Genomic DNA, 17775 nt, shown 5'->3' with positions numbered 1-17775 from the left:
TTTCATCTGGTTGACTTAACCTGATAAAATACTGCTTGCAGCAAACTGCCGCAAACGGGTCTTTACGATCTTTCCAACACCATTTCGGGGCAATGAATCTACAAAGATGATCCTTTTCGGTGTTTTGTTTTTCGCAAGATGATCCTGGCAATATTGGATCAATTCATTTTCCTTTATTGCTGATCCCGCACTTTTAACAACACATGCAACAATCTCCTCCCCCATTCTTTCGTCGGGGATTCCTACAACAGCAGCTTCAAAAACTTGTTCATGCCCATTCAGCAGTTCTTCAATATCACGCGGATAAACATTGAATCCACCCCTGATAATCAGATCCTTTTTACGATCGACAATATACAGATAGCCATCCTCGTCTGCCCTTGCCAAGTCTCCGGTGTGCAGCCAGCCGTTTACTAAAACCCGGCTGGTTTCCTCCTCGTTCTGATAATAGCCGGGCGTAACATTATCACCGCTTACAATCAGCTCGCCAACCTCTCCTGCAGGTACTTCCTCTCCATGGCTGCCTACAATTTTTATCTTGGTTCCTGGTATTGGGATTCCCACTGATCCCGGTTTTACTGCAATTTTTTTATTATGGGCAGTTACGACAGGCGCAGCTTCAGATAAACCATATCCTTCAAGGACCTTGGCTTTGAATTTTTTCTGAAAGCCATTCAAAAGCGCAATTGGGAGGGGTGCAGAACCTGACCCAACCCATTCCAAAGAGGAAGTATCATATTGATCAGCCTGTTCACAAGAGAACATTGCATGGATCATTGCCGGTACAGCAGAAAATGCCCTTACCTGATATTTTTCAATAGCTTTAAACACTTGGATCGGATCAAATTTCGGGAAAATGACGACTGAACTCCCAGTAATATAGCTGACGTTAGAAACTGTAAGGCCATATACATGGGCCAGCGGCAGGGCACTTATTGTTGCACCTCGTTCTGTTTCGTTATGGGCAGCGGAGTTAACAGCATTTGAATAGAGATTTTTATGAGTTAAAATAACACCTTTAGGGCTCCCAGTTGTTCCTGAAGTGTATAATATAACAGCTGTATCTTCATCGCTGGAATCATGAGCATCGGCTAGTTTCCTTGGATCACTTGACAACATATCGTATAGATTTATCATGCCATTGCCCGTTGGCATATCAGCCACAAGGAGAACAGGCTTGTTTTCAAGTCCTTCAATGGCTTTTTTTACATTTTCTGCCGTGTATGCGGAGGAAATAATAACTTTAGCATGACAATTTTGGATAATAAAATGAATTTCTTTATAATGGAGAGTGAACATAATTGGCACAATCACGGCTCCGCTCCTGGTGATTCCCTGGTAGGAAAATATCACTTCAGGACAATTAGGCATGCATACAGCTACACGATCCCCAGGTTCAACTCCGAGTTCCTTGAGCCCATTGGCAATTTGGTCAGCAAAGTTTTTTGTTTCCACATTTGTATACTGCTTATCTTCATAATAAATAAAAGGATATTCTCCAAATTCACTGACATTCCTATCCAGTAAATCCTTCAGCTTCATAGAATCCTCTCCTTTTCAAAATTGAAAGAAAGGCAAAATGCAAATGTTATCTCAACTGATAGTAAAATACTTTTCCTGTTTCCTCTCTCTCCACTTCTTGTCTTTGTTCCATTAAATCCAAGTGCCCCTGCACTTGAGAAAGGCCAAGAAAGATCGCTTTTCCTTTTAAGCGCGGATAAAGCTCTTGACATAGCTCAAAAACATTTTTTTTGCCGTCTTTTAATAGATGGCGAATTTGCCGGCAGCGGGACTCTTGCTCAGCAAATCTTCGGTCAATCAGTCTATTATGCAGGTTGAATGGCTTTCCATGTCCTGAATAGCACGTTTTCAGGGAAAGTCTCTTAACCCGTTCTAGCGACTCCCTGTACTGTATCAGCGGTTCTGGCCTCTTCAGTGCATTTGTGGGCGGAGGTTCTACAAAAGCGTTTACGGATATTTCTTCAATCAAATGATCACCTACAAATGCTGTACCGCTTTCTGCGCTCCAGAGAAGAATATCTGTCTGGCTGTGTCCGGGAACATGCATGACATTAAATGGATTTCCGCCTATTTGAATCTCTTCTCCATCACGCAAATAATGGACATCCGTCCAAATCTCTTCCTTGTATTTCCGTTTATGCTGATGCAGCGTAGGATCTGCACCACATTGCTCAATAAAGTTCCTAAAAAATTGATTTATTCTCTGAAACTCTGCTTCCCCTTTTGTTATTTCCTGTTTTGCTCCCTCATGGACATAAACCGGCAGCCCGGACTCCTGCTGGATCAGGCTGACACCTCCTGAATGGTCAGTATGCATATGAGTCAACACGATTTGGTCAAAATCCTTAAAACGGAGCCCCTGTTTTTCCAGCTCGGATTTTAATTGAAAAAAGGACTTCTCACCCGGATTTCCAGTGTCTATAAGGGTAGCTGTTTCACCCAGGACCGCATACACCATGACAATACCTTCGGAGAATGGGGATTCCAGTGTAAGCGGGACGACCTTCTCCAAAAAGAATCACCCCCCTTTTAGTGAAATATAATGAGAAGGAAAGCACTTCTGAAAAGTAATTTTTTATGAAATTGTTTATTAAATACAGCTAAATGGCTGAGCCTCATTTTCTGCTAATTTAGCAAAAAAGTTTTTATTTTAATCGAATAAGTCCAATGGATGCAGCTTATTCCATTGCCGGTTTGCTGATTTACCCCATGGGCTCTTAGCTGCGGCAAGTTGTCAGCATAAGGTCCCCTTGCTTCTGCCGGGACCATGAACACCTTATTTCCCTTTGAATTCAGGTAATCTTTTTTCCTTAAAAGCTGTAATACCCTCATGATGATCCTCGGTTGAAACCATCAGCGTCTGTGTAATTCGCTCCTGCTCGAGAATTTCTTCCAACGTTGACGTTAAAGAGTGATCGACGAGCTTTTTAATCATTCCATAAGTCATAGTAGGGCCTTTTGCCAATTGGCCGGCCATTTCCTGAGTTTCGTCCTGCAGCTTCTCAAGCGGAACCAGGCAGTTAATAACACCCATTTGATATAGCCGTTCAGCCTTAATGGGCTCAGCGGTGAAAAAGAATTGCTTTGCCAGATGCGGTCCTACGAGTCTTGAAATAAAATAGGAACCACCTCCGTCAGAAACAAGCCCTACCTTTGAAAAACTTAGTGCAAATTGACTGTCCTCTGCGGCAATAATCAGATCACATGCAAGCGCCAAATTGAATCCAGCTCCCGCTGCAAATCCGTGAACAGCAGCGATAATCGGCTTCTCAGTTTCTTTCATCGTAAGAATGCATTGATTAAGTCTGCCTATATGCTCATAAACTCCCGCTCCATTTGCCTGCCCCATGGATTTCACGTCTCCTCCGGCACTGAAGGAGCGGCCTGCACCGGATAGGACTATCACTTTTATTTCAGGATTGATCCGGGCCTCACGAATAGCCTCCGTTAAGCCAAGAATCATTTCAGGGCTGAACGCATTTAAACGGTCCGGCCTATTTAACGTCAAGTTCAGAATTGCACCATTTTGATTTATGATTAAATGCTCATTTCTCATCCAATCATCTCCCCATTTTATTTTATGGCTGTTTTCGTAAAGTTTGTTGCTTTTTAACTGCAAACTTAGTTTAACCAACTGAGTTGATTGTAGCGGAGGACACTTGATCCCCGAAAATGCTACCGCATTTCCTTCGTGCGGTGCCAGGTCAGGGAAGCTTATTCAATGTCCTGCGGGAAGTGAGGGAAGTGAGACCCCGCAGGCATAGCCCTCATTCCTCCCGCGGAAAGCAAGTACGCCGTGCTGAAATCAGCGGGCAGAATTTATAAGTAAAAACAACATTTTATGAGAAAAGAGCCTATTTTATTAACCAGCCGCCATCAACCAGAACATCCGAACCCGTCATATAAGACGCATCACTGGAAGCAACAAAGCTGATAACATTTGCTATTTCCTCTGGCACACCTGCCCGGCCCAGTGCTGTATTCCTCCGGATTGCTTTAATAAACTGTTCATTCTTCATTCCCTGCTCCGTTAAGGGGGTTTCGACAAATCCTGGAGAAACTGAATTTACCCTGATTCCAAATGGAGCAAGCTCAAGTGCCAATGCTCTCGTAAAATTAATTACTCCCGCTTTGGCTGCGCTGTAATGGGGAATATGCGCACCAGCTTGATGCCCCGATAAAGATGCTATATTAACAATGGATCGGCTCTGTGTAAAATCGCCATCTGCTTCAGATACATCAGCCATCAGCTTCCCAAGTATTTTCGAGACAAGGAAAACACTTTTCAAATTGGTATTTTGAACAAAGTCCCAATCACTTGCAGAAGTATCCAAAATCTTTGAATGAACCGATCCGCCAGCATTGTTGACAAGTACATGCAGATCTCCAAATTGATCTTTTACAAATTCGGCTAATTCACGGACATCCTCCTCATCTGTTACATCAGCAGTGAAAATCTCCGCCTTTGGAATTTTCTTTGACTCATTTATCTCCATCGCAGCTTTCTCAAGTTTTGATGCTGTACGGCCAACTAGGATTACCCGGGCACCCTCATTGGCAAGCCTGAATGCTGCAGCTTTGCCAATTCCGCTCCCCGCACCTGTTATAAGAGCAATTGAGTCCAAAAACCTCATGTACACTCCCCCTTGTTTGATATAGATGTCTAAGGTTTCATTTACTGAATGTTCAGTCATTTAAAATTATGAGCATCACCTTTAAACATATTGCTGTTTCTAAACAGAGCCATAAACATACCAACCAGTAAGTATCCTAGTGAAGCAGAGAGAGGACAGACGGCCTCCTCCATTTCAACTCTCAATCCAATTGAATTCCCTTCAAGATCATTTCCACAAAAGTTTCAGCTATTTCACGGTCAGAAGAAGTGCCAGCTGGATTAAACCAATGATAACTCCAATTTGCTGCCCCTAGAATGCCAAAGGTTATTATTGAAGGATTCAAATCCTTTCGGAATTCTCCGTTATCGATTCCGCCTCGAACGATCCGTTCAACGTTGAGCCGGAATTGATCCCGCTTTGATATAATTTGTTCCAGCCGGTCTGCGCTCAAGTGCCGCATTTCCCTGAAAAAGATTTTCGCAGAGGGGCCCTTTGTTTTAATGCTGCTTATTAGCATATAAACAATATCGAAGAGTTTTTGCTTGTAGCTTAATCGCTCATCCCCAAGAATTTGCTCCTGCCGATTTAGCAATTCGTTAATGTATCCAAGATGAATATCCATTAACAATTCTTCTTTACTGGAAAAATAATAATAGAATGATCCTTTAGTCACTCCAAGCGAATCGACAATATCCTGAATGGAGGTGTCTTTAAAGCCTTTTTTTTCAAACAATTTTATGCTTTGCTCCGTTATTTTTTCCTTCACTATGCTGTCCTCGCAATCTTACTAATATTCACAAAAATTATACCATATCACCCCTATTCCAATGTTCTCCTATTTTTCGTTAGCTAAAATATTACCCATTAATGCCTATCAATTTTTAAAAGGAGGATAGTGAAATAATTAGCTCAAGGAGCATATGCCGTTCCATTTATATATGTGATAAGACATTTTTTAATATGTTAGTCCGCCCCCATCTACTGAAAGTGTTGCCCCCGTAATGAAAGATGACTCGTCAGATGCTAGAAACAACACTGCAGCTGCTACCTCTTCAGGTGTACCGATTCTTCCTAGTGCATTGGCTTTAGAAATGACAGGCCATTTCCGCTCATCATTTTTCCAGCCATTAATGATATTCGTATCAATAACCCCAGGTGCGATGGCATTTACCCGGATATTATATTTTCCATATTCCAGAGCTGCATTTTTAGTCAAAAGGATTACCCCGGCTTTGGAGGCGTTATAGGGGGCAAGATATTTCTGCCCTTTGAGACCGAGTAAACTGGAAGTATTAATGATTGAACCGCTTCCGGCTTTTATTAATTCCGGGACTGCATACTTCATCCCAAGGAAAACTCCCTTTAAATTTACATCTATGACCCTGTCCCAATCTTTTTCTTCAAGATCCATACTCTTAACATTTGGACTGCCTATTCCTGCATTATTAAACAGGATATTCAACTGGCCATAAGTATCGGCTGCATTTTCAATAAGATTTTTAACTTGAATTGAATCGCTTATATCAGTACGAAAGAATGCTGCCTTTCCACCTTGCTGCGAAATAATATTTACTGTTTCCTCTCCACCTTCAGAATCTACGTCCCCAATAACAACCTGGGCTCCTTGTCTAGCAAATAAAATTGCAGCCGCACGACCAATTCCGGCAGCACCGCCTGTAACGATGGCTGTTTTGCCTTCTAATCTCATACCTTTCCCCCTTCCCTGCCAATGTCCCAGTTTATGATACCAACCAGTCGGTATGTACTTAATTCTCATTATAAACGTAATATTGAATTATTCAACTATTTTTCTAAATATTACAAAAATAATCGACATGAACTGAAAGGCTCAGGATCTAGCTTATTAGTGTCCTTCTATACTATTAATCAATTGTCAGTTTCCTTTTAAAAGGCCTAAAAGAAACCTGACCTTTTTTATGAACGCAATAGCTTAAAGCTTCCTAACCCCTTAGAAAGAATTTTACCTTCTGAGTTTTTAATTTCTGCTTCCATGAAAGCAACATTATAACCTAGCTTTAGGATTTTTGATTCTGCAAAAATTTCTCCTTCGGAAGCAGAGTTAAGATACTGTGTGGTCAGGCTCGTTGTGACGCACCCTTCCTTTGTCACAGCTCTTAGTAACATTCCTTGGACATAATCGAGCATCGTTGCATGAATACCCCCATGAAGGGTCCCATTTACGTTTAACAGGTGATCGCTAATGGTCAGTTTTAATTTTACCCGATCATCCTCAAGTTCTACGATTTCGAAACCTATGTGCCTAAAGAGAGGACTTTTTTTCGAAGGTTCCCCTTATATCATCAGCAGTCAAGTGCACAGTTTCACTCCCCTTTATTTTAATCAGGCTCGCGTTTTAAACCCGATAAGATCTTTCCACCATCAGTTTGCAATGGAGCTTTCAGCTATATTTTCGATTAAGATGGCCATCCCCTGTCCCCCGCCCACACAAAGAGTTGCAATGCCATATCTTTCTTTCCTGCGAATCAGTTCATGTAATAGGGTTACAACAATGCGGGTACCTGTAGATCCTACTGGATGGCCAAGAGCAATTGCCCCGCCATTTACGTTCACTTTGTTATGATCAAGGCCAAGTTCTCTAATAACTGCAAGAGACTGGGATGCAAATGCTTCATTTAGTTCAAAAATAGCAATATCATTAATTGATTTATCTGTACGTTCCAGAAGTTTTTTAACAGCAGGGACTGGGCCTATTCCCATAATTTCAGGCGACACACCTCCTGCAGCCCAATCAACAATTCGGGCAAGGGGCTTTTGATTCAACTCTTCAGCTTTTTCCAATGACATAACAATAACAGCGGCAGCTCCATCATTCCGCCCGCAAGCATTCCCAGCCGTTACGGTCCCATTGGTTCGGAAAGCCGGCTTTAATTTAGCCAATTTTTCCATGGTGGTTTCAGGGCGGGGATGTTCATCGGCATCTACTAAAAAAGAGCCCTTTTTGGATTGGATTTCGTATGGGGCAATTTCCCCCTTGAACCGGCCTTCTCGTATGGCTGTGTCCGCTCTTCTCTGGCTTTCTAATGCAAATGCATCCTGGTCTTCCCTTGTAACACCGTATTTTTCAGCAACATTTTCTGCTGTAATGCCCATGCCAAGATTTTCACCGTAAATTTCCTTAGGCTGCTGACCGGCTTCAGTATTAGAGTCAACCAAATGAGCCCGGTCTCCTCCAAAACGTGCTCCCCTTAAATAAATAGGTGAACAGCTCATGCTTTCCGTTCCGCCGGCTGCAACAATCTCCGCCTGGCCGGATTGAATTTGCTGAACGGCAGAGGCAATGGCCTGCATTCCTGATGCACAAAGGCGATTTACAGTGAAAGCAGACGCTGTTTCAGAAATTCCTGCACGTAAAGCTGCAACCCTTGCTACGTTTGATGATTCTGTTGATTGCCGTACTTCCCCTAAAATTACTTCATCAACCTGATCACCATTAAGATTTGCACGTACCAACGCCTCTTTTATTACATGGCTGGCCAAATGGCCTGAGCTGATTTCCTTCAAAGCTCCACCGTAACGTCCGATTGGGGTTCTAACCCCACTGACAATGACGGTCTCTGTGCGAACTGTCATTTTCATTCTCCTTCCTTGTTTTAATAAAGATATTCCATACTTCGAAGCCTCATCTTGTGCCCGGCAAAGTCTGCGTGGCTATCATGCTGACCTTTTCAAAATCTATTCAGCATTATTCTTTTCTCTTTTCTCAAGCTCCTCTTTTACAAGCAGCCTTTTCAAAAGCTTCCCTACAGTGTTCCTCGGAAGGGCATTGCGGACCTCAAACATTTTTGGAACTTTATATGGTGTTAATTTTGAGTAGCAGTATCCTTTCAGTTCATCAATATCGATTTCCCTTCCGCTTTTTGGAACAACATAAGCTTTGACCAGCTCCCCATGTTTCTTATCAGGTATACCTGCTACAGCTGCCTCCTGAATATCCGGATGTTCATATAGGACCCCTTCCACTTCCTGTGGATATATGTTGAAGCCTCCAACAATGATCATTTCCTTTTTCCGGCCGACGATATAAAAATAGCCGTCCTCGTCCATCATTGCCAGATCACCAGTATAAAGCCATCCGTTCTGAAGCGCTGCGGCGGTTTCCTCTTCATTATTCCAGTAGCCCTTCATGATCTGCGGGCCTTTGATCAGCAATTCTCCGACACATTTAGGACCTAATTCATTATTGTTTTCATCAATGATCATGCAGTCTGTATCAGGCATGGGAATTCCGATACTGGCAATTTTTCTGATTCCAAAAGGAGGATTGCGGTGGGTTGACGGTGAAGCTTCTGATAATCCAAATCCTTCTCCGATCGTTGCACCTGTCAATTCTTCGAATCGTTTGATTACTTCAACTGGCAGCGGGGCAGACCCTGACGAACAGGTTTTTAGACAATTTAAATCGTATTGTTCAATCTCTGGATAATTCACAAAGGAGATGTACATTTTGGGAACTCCCGGAAAGAACGTAGGCCGATATTTTTTAATGCCTTCCAAAACCTCTTTCACTTCAAACTTTTTGAATAGCAGGATTTCTCCTCCTATATAGATGCCAAGATTCATGGCGCTGGTCATGGCATAGACATGGTATAAAGGAGTCGCTGTGAGAATAGTTTCCTCACCGTGAATCATCTTTCCGGCATACATATTAAAACTCTGAATCACATTGGCTACCAGGTTGTAATGCGTCAGCATAGCACCTTTTGTCTTCCCAGAAGTACCACCTGTATACTGAATAACCGCAATATCTTCATGTACATCAATTTCCTCCGGTGTATCAATTGGCGATGAGAACGGAATGAGTTCGTCCAGCGTAATGCACCCTTCCGAGTTCCCAACTTCAAACTGTGAGCCAATTATATACCTGAACTTGTAAAGCTCGTTTACCTCGAGAATCGTTTTACGTGAAAGTGGATCGCCTACGATATAAAAAACCTGTGAGTCATTTACAATTTGCAAAAGTTCTCTCGGCGTATACATCGGATTGATTTGGACGACTGTAAGCCCCAGCGCCTGTGCGGCATAATAGCAGATGATGTAGTCAGGATGGTTGGTGAGCATTAAGCCAATCCGCTCGCCCTTTTGAAACCCCATTTCCTTCCAGCCGCCAGCCAGCCTGTCGACCTGATCCTTCAGCGACAGATAGGTGGTTTTTTCATTCTCAAAAATAATCGCAGTCTTATCACCGTAATGGAGGACCGATTGTTCAAGTACCCGATAGAGCGGCATTTCCGTAATTTCAATGTTCCCATTTTGCTTATAATGCATAAACCAAGGCCGGTTTTTTAGAGTATTCAACTTTTCTTCACCTCCTTGTTTTATTTCACAGCACCATTTTCTTCATAATATTTCTTCGCGCCAGGATGAAGGGTTTCAGGGTCAATCCCATCAAGGACAGTGTCTAAAGTAAAATGTTTTGCTCGTTCAGGTATCTGCTTTTCAAATTCGCCCATATTTTCCCAAAACAACTTTGTAAGATTGTAAACATATTCATCATCCAGCTCTTTTTGAACAGTCAGCATGGATACTGCCGTATAGGTTGGGATATCCTTGTCCTGGCCTTTATATGTTCCAGCAGGCAGATTATCAAAGGAAATTCCGTAGTCCTTTTTGCTAATGCTTTCAAGTTTATCCTGATCGATCGGCAATACTTTTATAGGGTTGGTCATTTCAATTTCCTGCAGGGACGCAATCGCAGGAGCCCCGCCTCCAAGGAACACATCGACATTTCCATCTGCCAGCATGGATGCTCCGTCATTATAATTTCCATAAGAGAGTTTTCCTCCGGCTTTCTTGATTTTCTCCTCGTTAATTCCATACTCCTCCATCATTCGCCAAAATGCGACTGGCCCGCCGCCATCCTTAGGACCTAGGAAAATATGTTTATCGACAATATCTTCAATGGAATTGATATCTTCAGATTTTTGTAGGGTTGCAATGGTCTGATAGACAGGGTACAAGGAAGCAACACTGGCAATAGTGTCGAGCTTTTTATCGAAGCTGCCTTCACCATTAATGGCATCTGAGAAATCTGAAGTGTAATTTATGCCCAATTCAATATCGCCGACATCAAGCGATTTTAGGTTAGCCGTCGATCCGCCCTCAACTTGGGAGGCATTCAATCCGCTGAAATTATCCATATATACCTCAGACATCACGGTCGTAATCGGAAACCAGCCTGAACCCATCGGACCAGAACCGATTCTGAGAAATTTATCCGGCGCCTCGAGTTTTCCTTCTCCCCCTGATGCTTCTTCACCACCTGAACCGCAGGCTGCCAGAAGAAACGAGCAAATGATAAATAATAGAGTTAAAGACAGTCTTTTCATCGTTTATTCTCCTCTCCTTATTTACTAAATTTACTAAGCATTTAATTCTGTTGCGTTGCCTGCTGTAGACACCCTTTTGTTCATGAAATAAACGAGGATGAAAATAGCTATGCCCGTAATATCCGAAAGTAAGCCTGGCACAACCAATGTAAAGGAAGAAATAAATAGCAAGGTCCTATGCACCGTGTTCATTTCCTTGAACAAATAATTCTCTATTGCAGCTGAGAAAATAAAACAGCTGAATAAAGCGCTTACAACTGCGAGAGCAATATCCAAGACACTTCCGTCCTGAAGTAGAAGCTGCGGATTATAGACGAAAATGAAGGGAATAAGAAAACCGCCCGCACCAATCCGTATAGCGTAGAAGGCAGTAGCGTTCGGTTTCGATCCGGCAATTCCCGCTGTTGTATACGCGGTAATGGCAACCGGAGGCGTCAAGCCTGACAAAACACCAAAATAAAAGACAAACATATGAGCTGCAATTAAATTGACACCTGCATCAGTAAGTGCCGGCACACCCAAAACAGCGAGAATGACATAGGCCGAAACAGTTGGCATTCCCATTCCCAGCACAATGGACGCTAAGGCAATCAAAAGGAGCAGCGGAAACAACTGGCCGCCTGCAAGGTCAATAACAAATCTTGAAAAATTAAGTCCAAGCCCTGTAAGCGATACTGCACCGACAATGATGCCGGCTGTTGCACAGGCTGCAATGACTGCCAGTGACCCGCGAATCCCATCTTCAAGCGCTGCCAGGATGGACAAAAGATTCATCCTTGTTGACTTCCTTATCCAGCTGATCGCAATGGTCAGCAAAATGGCATAAAATCCGGCTTTCATTGGGCTGTAGCCGTAAATCATTAAGCCGATAATAATGAAGATTGGCAAAAACAAATACCCTTCCCGCAAAAGGATTTTCTTTGGATCAGGAAGCTGCTCTTTCGGTATGCCCGCAAGCTTTAGGCGCTTGGCATGGAAGTAGACGATAAAGCCTGCAATCAGGAAATAGATAATCGCGGGGATGAGCGCATACAATGCCAGTTTTATATAAGGAATTCCTGTTGCTTCCGCCATTATGAATACCGATGCACCCATGATTGGCGGCATGATTTGACCTCCCTGAGAAGCTACAGCTTCAACGGCTCCGGCAAATCTCTTGGAATAACCAAGCTTTTTCATCAGCGGGATCGTAAAGGAACCTGTAATGGCTGCATTGGCCGCGCCATTTCCAGTAATTGTTGAGACAAGGGCACTTGCGCCAACTGCAGAAAGGGCAGGGCCCCCTGTTTTTTTCCCAAGAGCGCCAAAAGCAAAGTTGGTAAAAAATTGCCCGCCGCCCGATTTCATCAAAAACGATCCAAACACAACAAACAAAACAAGGATCGTTGAACTCACATAAATGGGCGAGCTGAAAATACCTAGTGTACTGTTAAACATCTGGTCGATCATCTTCCCGTATCTTGCACCCGGATGTGCAAGAATGCCGGGGAAGTATTGCCCGAAAAAAATGTAGACCAGGAATAACAATCCAACCAGCATCATGGCCAGACCATTCGTCCTTCGGGTTGCTTCAAGTATTAGGGCAATTAAGATCGTTCCAAATATCACATCATTCTGCCCTACATTCCCCTGCCTGCTCTGGATCCCTTCAGCCCCAAAGATGACATACGCGCCTACGGCAAGAGTAATGATGACAAATAGAACATCGATTACACCAAATTTCCTGCCTTTTCTAAACGGAAATAACAGAAATATCAAAAGCAAGGCCCAGACAACGTGAATGCTCCGCTGCTCCCATGAAGGCAGCGTTCCAAACCCTGCCGTATAAACATGGAAAACCGACATCCCGATTGCCAGCAGCGAAATAATCAGCAAAAATATCCTGGTTTTATTCCAGCCCTCCTTTCGGGAATGCCATAGTTCTTCAATATAGGCTGGCTTCACTTGTATTGAAGTATCAATGACCTTTGACTCCTGTACTTGATCCATCATTATCCCTCCCTTATTAGAATGAATGCCTGCGGACTAAAATGTCCTGCCTCCGTCGATTGCCAAAATTTTTACTGGCTGTAAATGCACTGGCCGGGCCAACGATAAAGATGACGTCCCTTTAAGGCATCCTCATCCCCAATTCTGCCGAGCGGATTAATCTCCCTGTTATCCAAATTCGGATAATACCTGCCCCTTGTGACACCGCTTTCATTTTGGATATTGCAGACATATTTTTTAGCTTGATTAGCAAATAATTCGGCTAATGTACTGGCTGTCTCTTCGCGCTGTTCAAGCTTACTCGAACAAACGGGCGATACGGCAGCCGGACGAAACAATTAACTTGCTCATTTTCCGGCCAAGCCCTTTCCCCTGCCAGTGATAAAGGCAATTTTGTCTTCGAAATTAATCAATTCTTTTGGAATCCTTCATCGAACCTCTTCCAATATTCTTCTTGCAATAATCAGGCGCTGGATTTCGTTTGTTCCTTCATAAATCTTCGTAATCCTTGCATCCCGATAAAAACGTTCCACCGGATAGTCGGATACGTATCCCATCCCTCCATGGATTTGTACAGCTTTATCAGCTACTTTATTAAAAACTTCAGATGCAAATAATTTCGCCATCGATGCTTCTTTAATGACTTTTTTTCCTTCATCAATCATCATCGCGGCCCGAAGTGTCAATGCCCTTGCAGCCTCCGTTTCCGTCGCCATGTCAGCAAGCATCCACTGGATAGCCTGATTGTCAGCAATTGGCTTCCCGAACTGGATTCTTTCTTTTGCATAGAAGGAGGACAGTTCAATCAATTTATCACACGAACCTACTGATCTGGCGGCCAGCCCTACACGGCCTTCTCCAAGGATTTTCAGCGCTGACAAATATCCCATGCCGACTTCGCCAATAACATTTTCCTCCGGCACAGCGCAATCTTCAAAAATCAGCTGTGCGGTATATGAACCTCTTAAGCCCATTTTTTTATCCTGCTTTCCAATGGTGAATCCCGGAAACTCTTTTTCTACCAGGAAAGCTGTTATGCCTCCCTTGGCACCTTTTTCTTTGTCAGTGAGGGCAAAAACGGTAAAAACATCTGCAACAGGTGCGTTTGTTATAAAATGTTTGGTTCCGTTTAGTATCCAATTGCCTCCCTTTTTGTCTGCCCGCGTTGATAAATTAGTTGCATCTGATCCAGCGCCGGGCTCTGACAGGGCGAAAGCAGCAATCTTTCTTCCTGCAGCCATATCAGGCAAGTATTTTTGTTTCAAGTACTCGGAGGCAAGTTTCACAAGGCCTGTGCTGCCAATTCCTGTATGAGCACTGATCAGGCTAACGAAGCCATTGTGTGTTCTGCCCAATTGCTCAAGGACAGCAGCTTTGCCAACAGCATTTAAACCAATACCTCCATACTCCTCTGGAATGCTCATTCCGAAGAGTCCAAGTTCTTTTGCCTGTTCTACCAGATGCTGCGGAATTCTGTCCTCATCTTCAATCTGCTGGGCAAAAGGCTCAACTTCCCTATCTGCAAAGTTTTTTACCATTTGTTTCATTTGTTCAATTTCCTGCGGAAGTGCTGCAATCATATGTTTGTCCACTCCATTTCTTTTAATATTAAGGCTCCTTTATCATAAATTGTTGTTTTTACTTATAAATTAACCCGCTGATTCAGCAAGAGGCACTCAAGTTTTCTCCGGTAAGGAATTAGACCCTCCTCGACTTCGACTGTGGGGTCTCGGTCTCCCGCTTCCCTATCTTTGGAGCAGGACATTGGAGAAGAGCATCCTCGAAAAAACACCTCGCCGCAAGGAAATGCGAATTCATTTTCGAGGAGTCGAATGCCCTCCGCTATAATCAACTCAGTTGGTTAATCTTAGTTAGCCGCGAAAAACAACATACTTAACGAAAACAGTGTTATATTAAAGAGTATGCAAAAACTGTGCCAAGACAAAAAGTCTATTATTTTCAATTATCCGAATGTTCTCCTGAAATTTGATGATTCATTTATGAATCAAAAAGATAGGCAGTTTGACAAAATAAGAGTTTGCACTGCATGATTCATAATTGAATCACAGAATTCTTTTTTGAATCATTATTGGTTTTATTTTGCAGAAATAAAAAAACCGCTATTTAACACAAAAAATAGCGGTTTTCCAAATTGATGTTAATTATGCTTTTTTTCCAAAAATTTGAGCAGGCTGTGAATGGTTTGGGTGTATGGTACAGAAGTTTCAATTTCTTCTGCTTTTCGAATGAGATAGCCTGTCAAAGCTTCTGTCTCTAATTTCTTTCCGTTTAATAAATCTTGAAGCATTGATGTCTTGTGGCTTTTTGCCCTTTCAGAGCGAATAAAAAGTTCTTCAGCATAGGAAGGGGGAAAAGTATAGCCAAGTTTGCCGGCCACCTCAATTACTTCCTCACAAATCCTATTTGCAAGCTTCTTCAGATCCGGATTATCCAAAATATCTCCAACAGAGGCACCAGCAACAGCTGATAAAGGATTAAAGGTAGTATTCCAAATAAACTTCTTCCATTTTTCTTGTAATATATTTTCCGTTACTTTGGAAGGAATATCCGATTTCGTAAACAGCTCTGCATATCGGCGGCTGTCTTCTTCCCCAGAAGAACCCAAGCCACCAATAACGAGCTGATAGAAGCCGGTTTGCTGAATAACTCCATGTGCCTTAGTTTGAGCCTGTACATAGGTTGCAGCAGAGAATACCCGTTCCATGCCAAACACCGAGCTTAATATTTCTTCATTGCTTACTCCGTTCTGAAGCGTTAAAATATGGGACTCCGGCCCGCATGCTTCAGCAATCTGCTTTGCAGCCTCGAGTGTATCAGTAGATTTTACACAAAATAATATGAGAGCAGACCCTTTGAGATCTTTAACATCTTTTGAAAACACACCGTCCACATGGATTAGTTCATTATTTTTATATACCTTCAAACCTTCCTCCAGCATTTTTTCCAAATGGTCTCCTCTGGCAATAAAGACTACCTCGTGGCCCGATTTCTTTAGCAAACTCCCAAAAAACGCTCCTACAGCTCCTGTCCCCATTATTCCAATTTTCATAAGTGCCTCCCAATTTTTGTTACCCTTAATTTAGACTGTGAACAAAATGCAAATTGTATTTTTTTAATTTTCTTACTATTGTCGGCTGACTTGTATTAAGCGCTTTTGCCAGTTCATATGTTGTGTTATATTTCTTTAAAGCCAGTTGAAGAATTTTCTCCTCCGCCAATTCGGATGCTTGCTTTAGAGTCATTATTTCATTTACTTCAACAGCCTGGCCTTTCATATTTTTATACTCTGCAGGCAAGTGACTTGGGATTAAATTGTCTTCATCTGTAATTAGGACCATTCTCTCGATCAAATTGGCCAGTTCACGTATATTCCCCGGCCACGTGTACTCATAAAAAAATTCCTTAAGGCTCGAAGTGAGCTTTTTATTCACTTGATATTTGGCGTTCATTAATTCAAGATAATATTCAGCAAGCGGCAGAATTTCATCTTTTCTTTCGCGAAGAGAAGGAATTGAAATTGGAATCACATTGAGCCGGTAATACAGGTCTTCACGGAAATCACCATCCAATACCATTTCCTTTAAGTTTCTGTTAGTTGCAGCAATGATTCGCACATTAATTTTCTTCGGTTTGGTTCCCCCAATTCTCTGGACCTCCTGCTCCTGTATGACTCTCAAGAGTTTAACCTGCAAAGGAAGGGGCAGTTCACCGACCTCATCAAGAAAGAGAACACCTTTATCAGCCATCTCAAACATGCCAGCCTTCCCTTTTGCACTGGCACCCGTAAATGCACCCGCTTCATATCCAAATAATTCCGACTCAAGCAAATCAGCTGGAATGGCCCCGCAATTAATCTTTACTAAATTCCCGTTTCTGCTTCTTTCACTTTGGTCATAAATAAACCGTGCGAGAACATCTTTGCCAGTTCCCGTCCCGCCAAGAATCAGAACAGTAGCATCCACATTGGATATTCTTGATGCGGTATCATAAATCCTTTTCATCTGTTTGCTTTTTATGACAACACCATTAGTGCCGTAAGATCTCCCTTTTAATCTCTCAATCTCTTTTTTATAGCTATTATTTAATTGGTTCGCTTCCATAAGTGCCGTCTGAAGATCATTCAATTCCGATAAATCCCGAATATTTGTGACAATACTTTGTATTTCTCCATCCTCATTAAAAACGGGATTTCCAGTTAAAAGGACCTCTTTGCCCAAAAAATTTTTCTGCACAAGGGAAACGCTTCGTTTTTTCTCCAGGACCTGATGTGTTACGGAATTTTTCAGGATTCCTCTCTTCATTAAAGCATCGACTTTTTTTCCTATATAGTATTCCTTTGGAATCCCTGTTAGCCTTTCAATCGCAGAATTCGTTTTAATCGTAACGCCTTCCTTATTCGTAATGTAAATGCCGTCATAAGAGTTTTCGATCGTAGCATCAAGCTCCCGATTTACACGCTTAGCTTCCTTCAATTCCTCAATTAAGGAAGTAAGCTCGGAGGAAAAGGTTCCAATATAGACAATATCTTCTGAATCAGGCATCCCATTCTTTATAAATATACAATCCCTATTTCTTAAAGAACCATGAATCAGCTGACCTCCCCTTATCTCAACCCATCTGTCAAAAACCTCTTGAATATACTTATTTTCTATTTCAGCGATAGAAAGGCTATTCCGGAAGAATTCATTACTATAGGAGATGCGGTCACCGGGAGAAGCGATAAAGAAAGGAAACGGAAGTGTACCTGCCTCCATTGAATC

Annotated in this window: 15 protein-coding genes; all 15 read right to left on the bottom strand. The window is 42.5% G+C overall.

Annotation, left to right across the window (positions count from 1 at the left end; genetic code table 11):
• Window positions 1-15: 15 nt before the first annotated feature.
• The 15 genes from L634_RS0111010 to L634_RS0110930 all read right to left on the bottom strand — a co-directional run bounded on the left by L634_RS0111010 (window position 16) and on the right by L634_RS0110930 (window position 17769).
• A complete protein-coding gene (locus L634_RS0111010) occupies window positions 16-1542 on the bottom strand; it encodes a class I adenylate-forming enzyme family protein (RefSeq protein ID WP_026582499.1) in 1527 nt (508 codons plus the stop codon).
• Window positions 1543-1588: 46 nt separating this feature from the next.
• Window positions 1589-2533 (bottom strand): MBL fold metallo-hydrolase, encoded by a 945-nt coding sequence (locus tag L634_RS31005; RefSeq protein ID WP_051428310.1) that lies wholly within the window; start codon window positions 2531-2533, stop codon window positions 1589-1591.
• 264 nt (window positions 2534-2797) lie between these two features.
• Complete coding sequence (locus L634_RS0110995) at window positions 2798-3577, bottom strand: enoyl-CoA hydratase/isomerase family protein (protein ID WP_026582498.1); 780 nt, start codon at window positions 3575-3577, stop codon at window positions 2798-2800.
• Window positions 3578-3875: 298 nt separating this feature from the next.
• Window positions 3876-4655: an SDR family NAD(P)-dependent oxidoreductase gene (locus L634_RS0110990; RefSeq protein ID WP_026582497.1), complete on the bottom strand. Its 780-nt coding sequence runs from the start codon at window positions 4653-4655 to the stop codon at window positions 3876-3878.
• Between the two features lie 181 nt (window positions 4656-4836).
• The gene (locus L634_RS0110980) at window positions 4837-5403 is read right to left on the bottom strand and encodes a TetR/AcrR family transcriptional regulator (protein WP_026582496.1); all 567 of its coding nucleotides are present in this window, start codon (window positions 5401-5403) and stop codon (window positions 4837-4839) included.
• Window positions 5404-5592: 189 nt separating this feature from the next.
• Complete coding sequence (locus tag L634_RS0110975; RefSeq protein ID WP_026582495.1) at window positions 5593-6345, bottom strand: SDR family NAD(P)-dependent oxidoreductase; 753 nt, start codon at window positions 6343-6345, stop codon at window positions 5593-5595.
• 227 nt (window positions 6346-6572) lie between these two features.
• Window positions 6573-6902 (bottom strand): PaaI family thioesterase, encoded by a 330-nt coding sequence (locus L634_RS31000; RefSeq protein ID WP_232233753.1) that lies wholly within the window; start codon window positions 6900-6902, stop codon window positions 6573-6575.
• A gap of 135 nt (window positions 6903-7037) precedes the next feature.
• Window positions 7038-8249 carry a thiolase family protein gene (locus L634_RS0110965; protein ID WP_442852696.1) on the bottom strand — a complete coding sequence of 404 codons (1212 nt, stop codon included), beginning with the start codon at window positions 8247-8249 and terminating at the stop codon, window positions 7038-7040.
• A 102-nt stretch (window positions 8250-8351) separates the two neighbouring features.
• Window positions 8352-9974, bottom strand: a complete 1623-nt coding sequence (locus L634_RS0110960; protein WP_232233751.1) for a long-chain-fatty-acid--CoA ligase — start codon at window positions 9972-9974, stop codon at window positions 8352-8354.
• Between the two features lie 20 nt (window positions 9975-9994).
• Window positions 9995-11005, bottom strand: a complete 1011-nt coding sequence (locus tag L634_RS0110955) for a TAXI family TRAP transporter solute-binding subunit (RefSeq protein WP_026582492.1) — start codon at window positions 11003-11005, stop codon at window positions 9995-9997.
• 33 nt (window positions 11006-11038) lie between these two features.
• Entirely contained in the window at window positions 11039-12997 is a 1959-nt protein-coding gene (locus L634_RS0110950; RefSeq protein ID WP_026582491.1) for a TRAP transporter permease, read from the bottom strand.
• Between the two features lie 68 nt (window positions 12998-13065).
• Window positions 13066-13332: a hypothetical protein gene (locus tag L634_RS0110945; protein WP_026582490.1), complete on the bottom strand. Its 267-nt coding sequence runs from the start codon at window positions 13330-13332 to the stop codon at window positions 13066-13068.
• A gap of 90 nt (window positions 13333-13422) precedes the next feature.
• Window positions 13423-14574 (bottom strand): acyl-CoA dehydrogenase family protein, encoded by a 1152-nt coding sequence (locus L634_RS0110940; RefSeq protein WP_026582489.1) that lies wholly within the window; start codon window positions 14572-14574, stop codon window positions 13423-13425.
• 578 nt (window positions 14575-15152) lie between these two features.
• Window positions 15153-16064 carry a ketopantoate reductase family protein gene (locus L634_RS0110935; protein ID WP_026582488.1) on the bottom strand — a complete coding sequence of 304 codons (912 nt, stop codon included), beginning with the start codon at window positions 16062-16064 and terminating at the stop codon, window positions 15153-15155.
• A gap of 25 nt (window positions 16065-16089) precedes the next feature.
• The gene (locus L634_RS0110930) at window positions 16090-17769 is read right to left on the bottom strand and encodes a sigma-54 interaction domain-containing protein (protein WP_026582487.1); all 1680 of its coding nucleotides are present in this window, start codon (window positions 17767-17769) and stop codon (window positions 16090-16092) included.
• Window positions 17770-17775 lie beyond the last annotated feature (6 nt).

The organism is Bacillus sp. J33 (genome assembly GCF_000518885.1).
Taxonomy (GTDB): Bacteria; Bacillota; Bacilli; order Bacillales; family Cytobacillaceae; genus Cytobacillus.
This window is presented reverse-complemented; position numbering and strand designations above follow the sequence as displayed.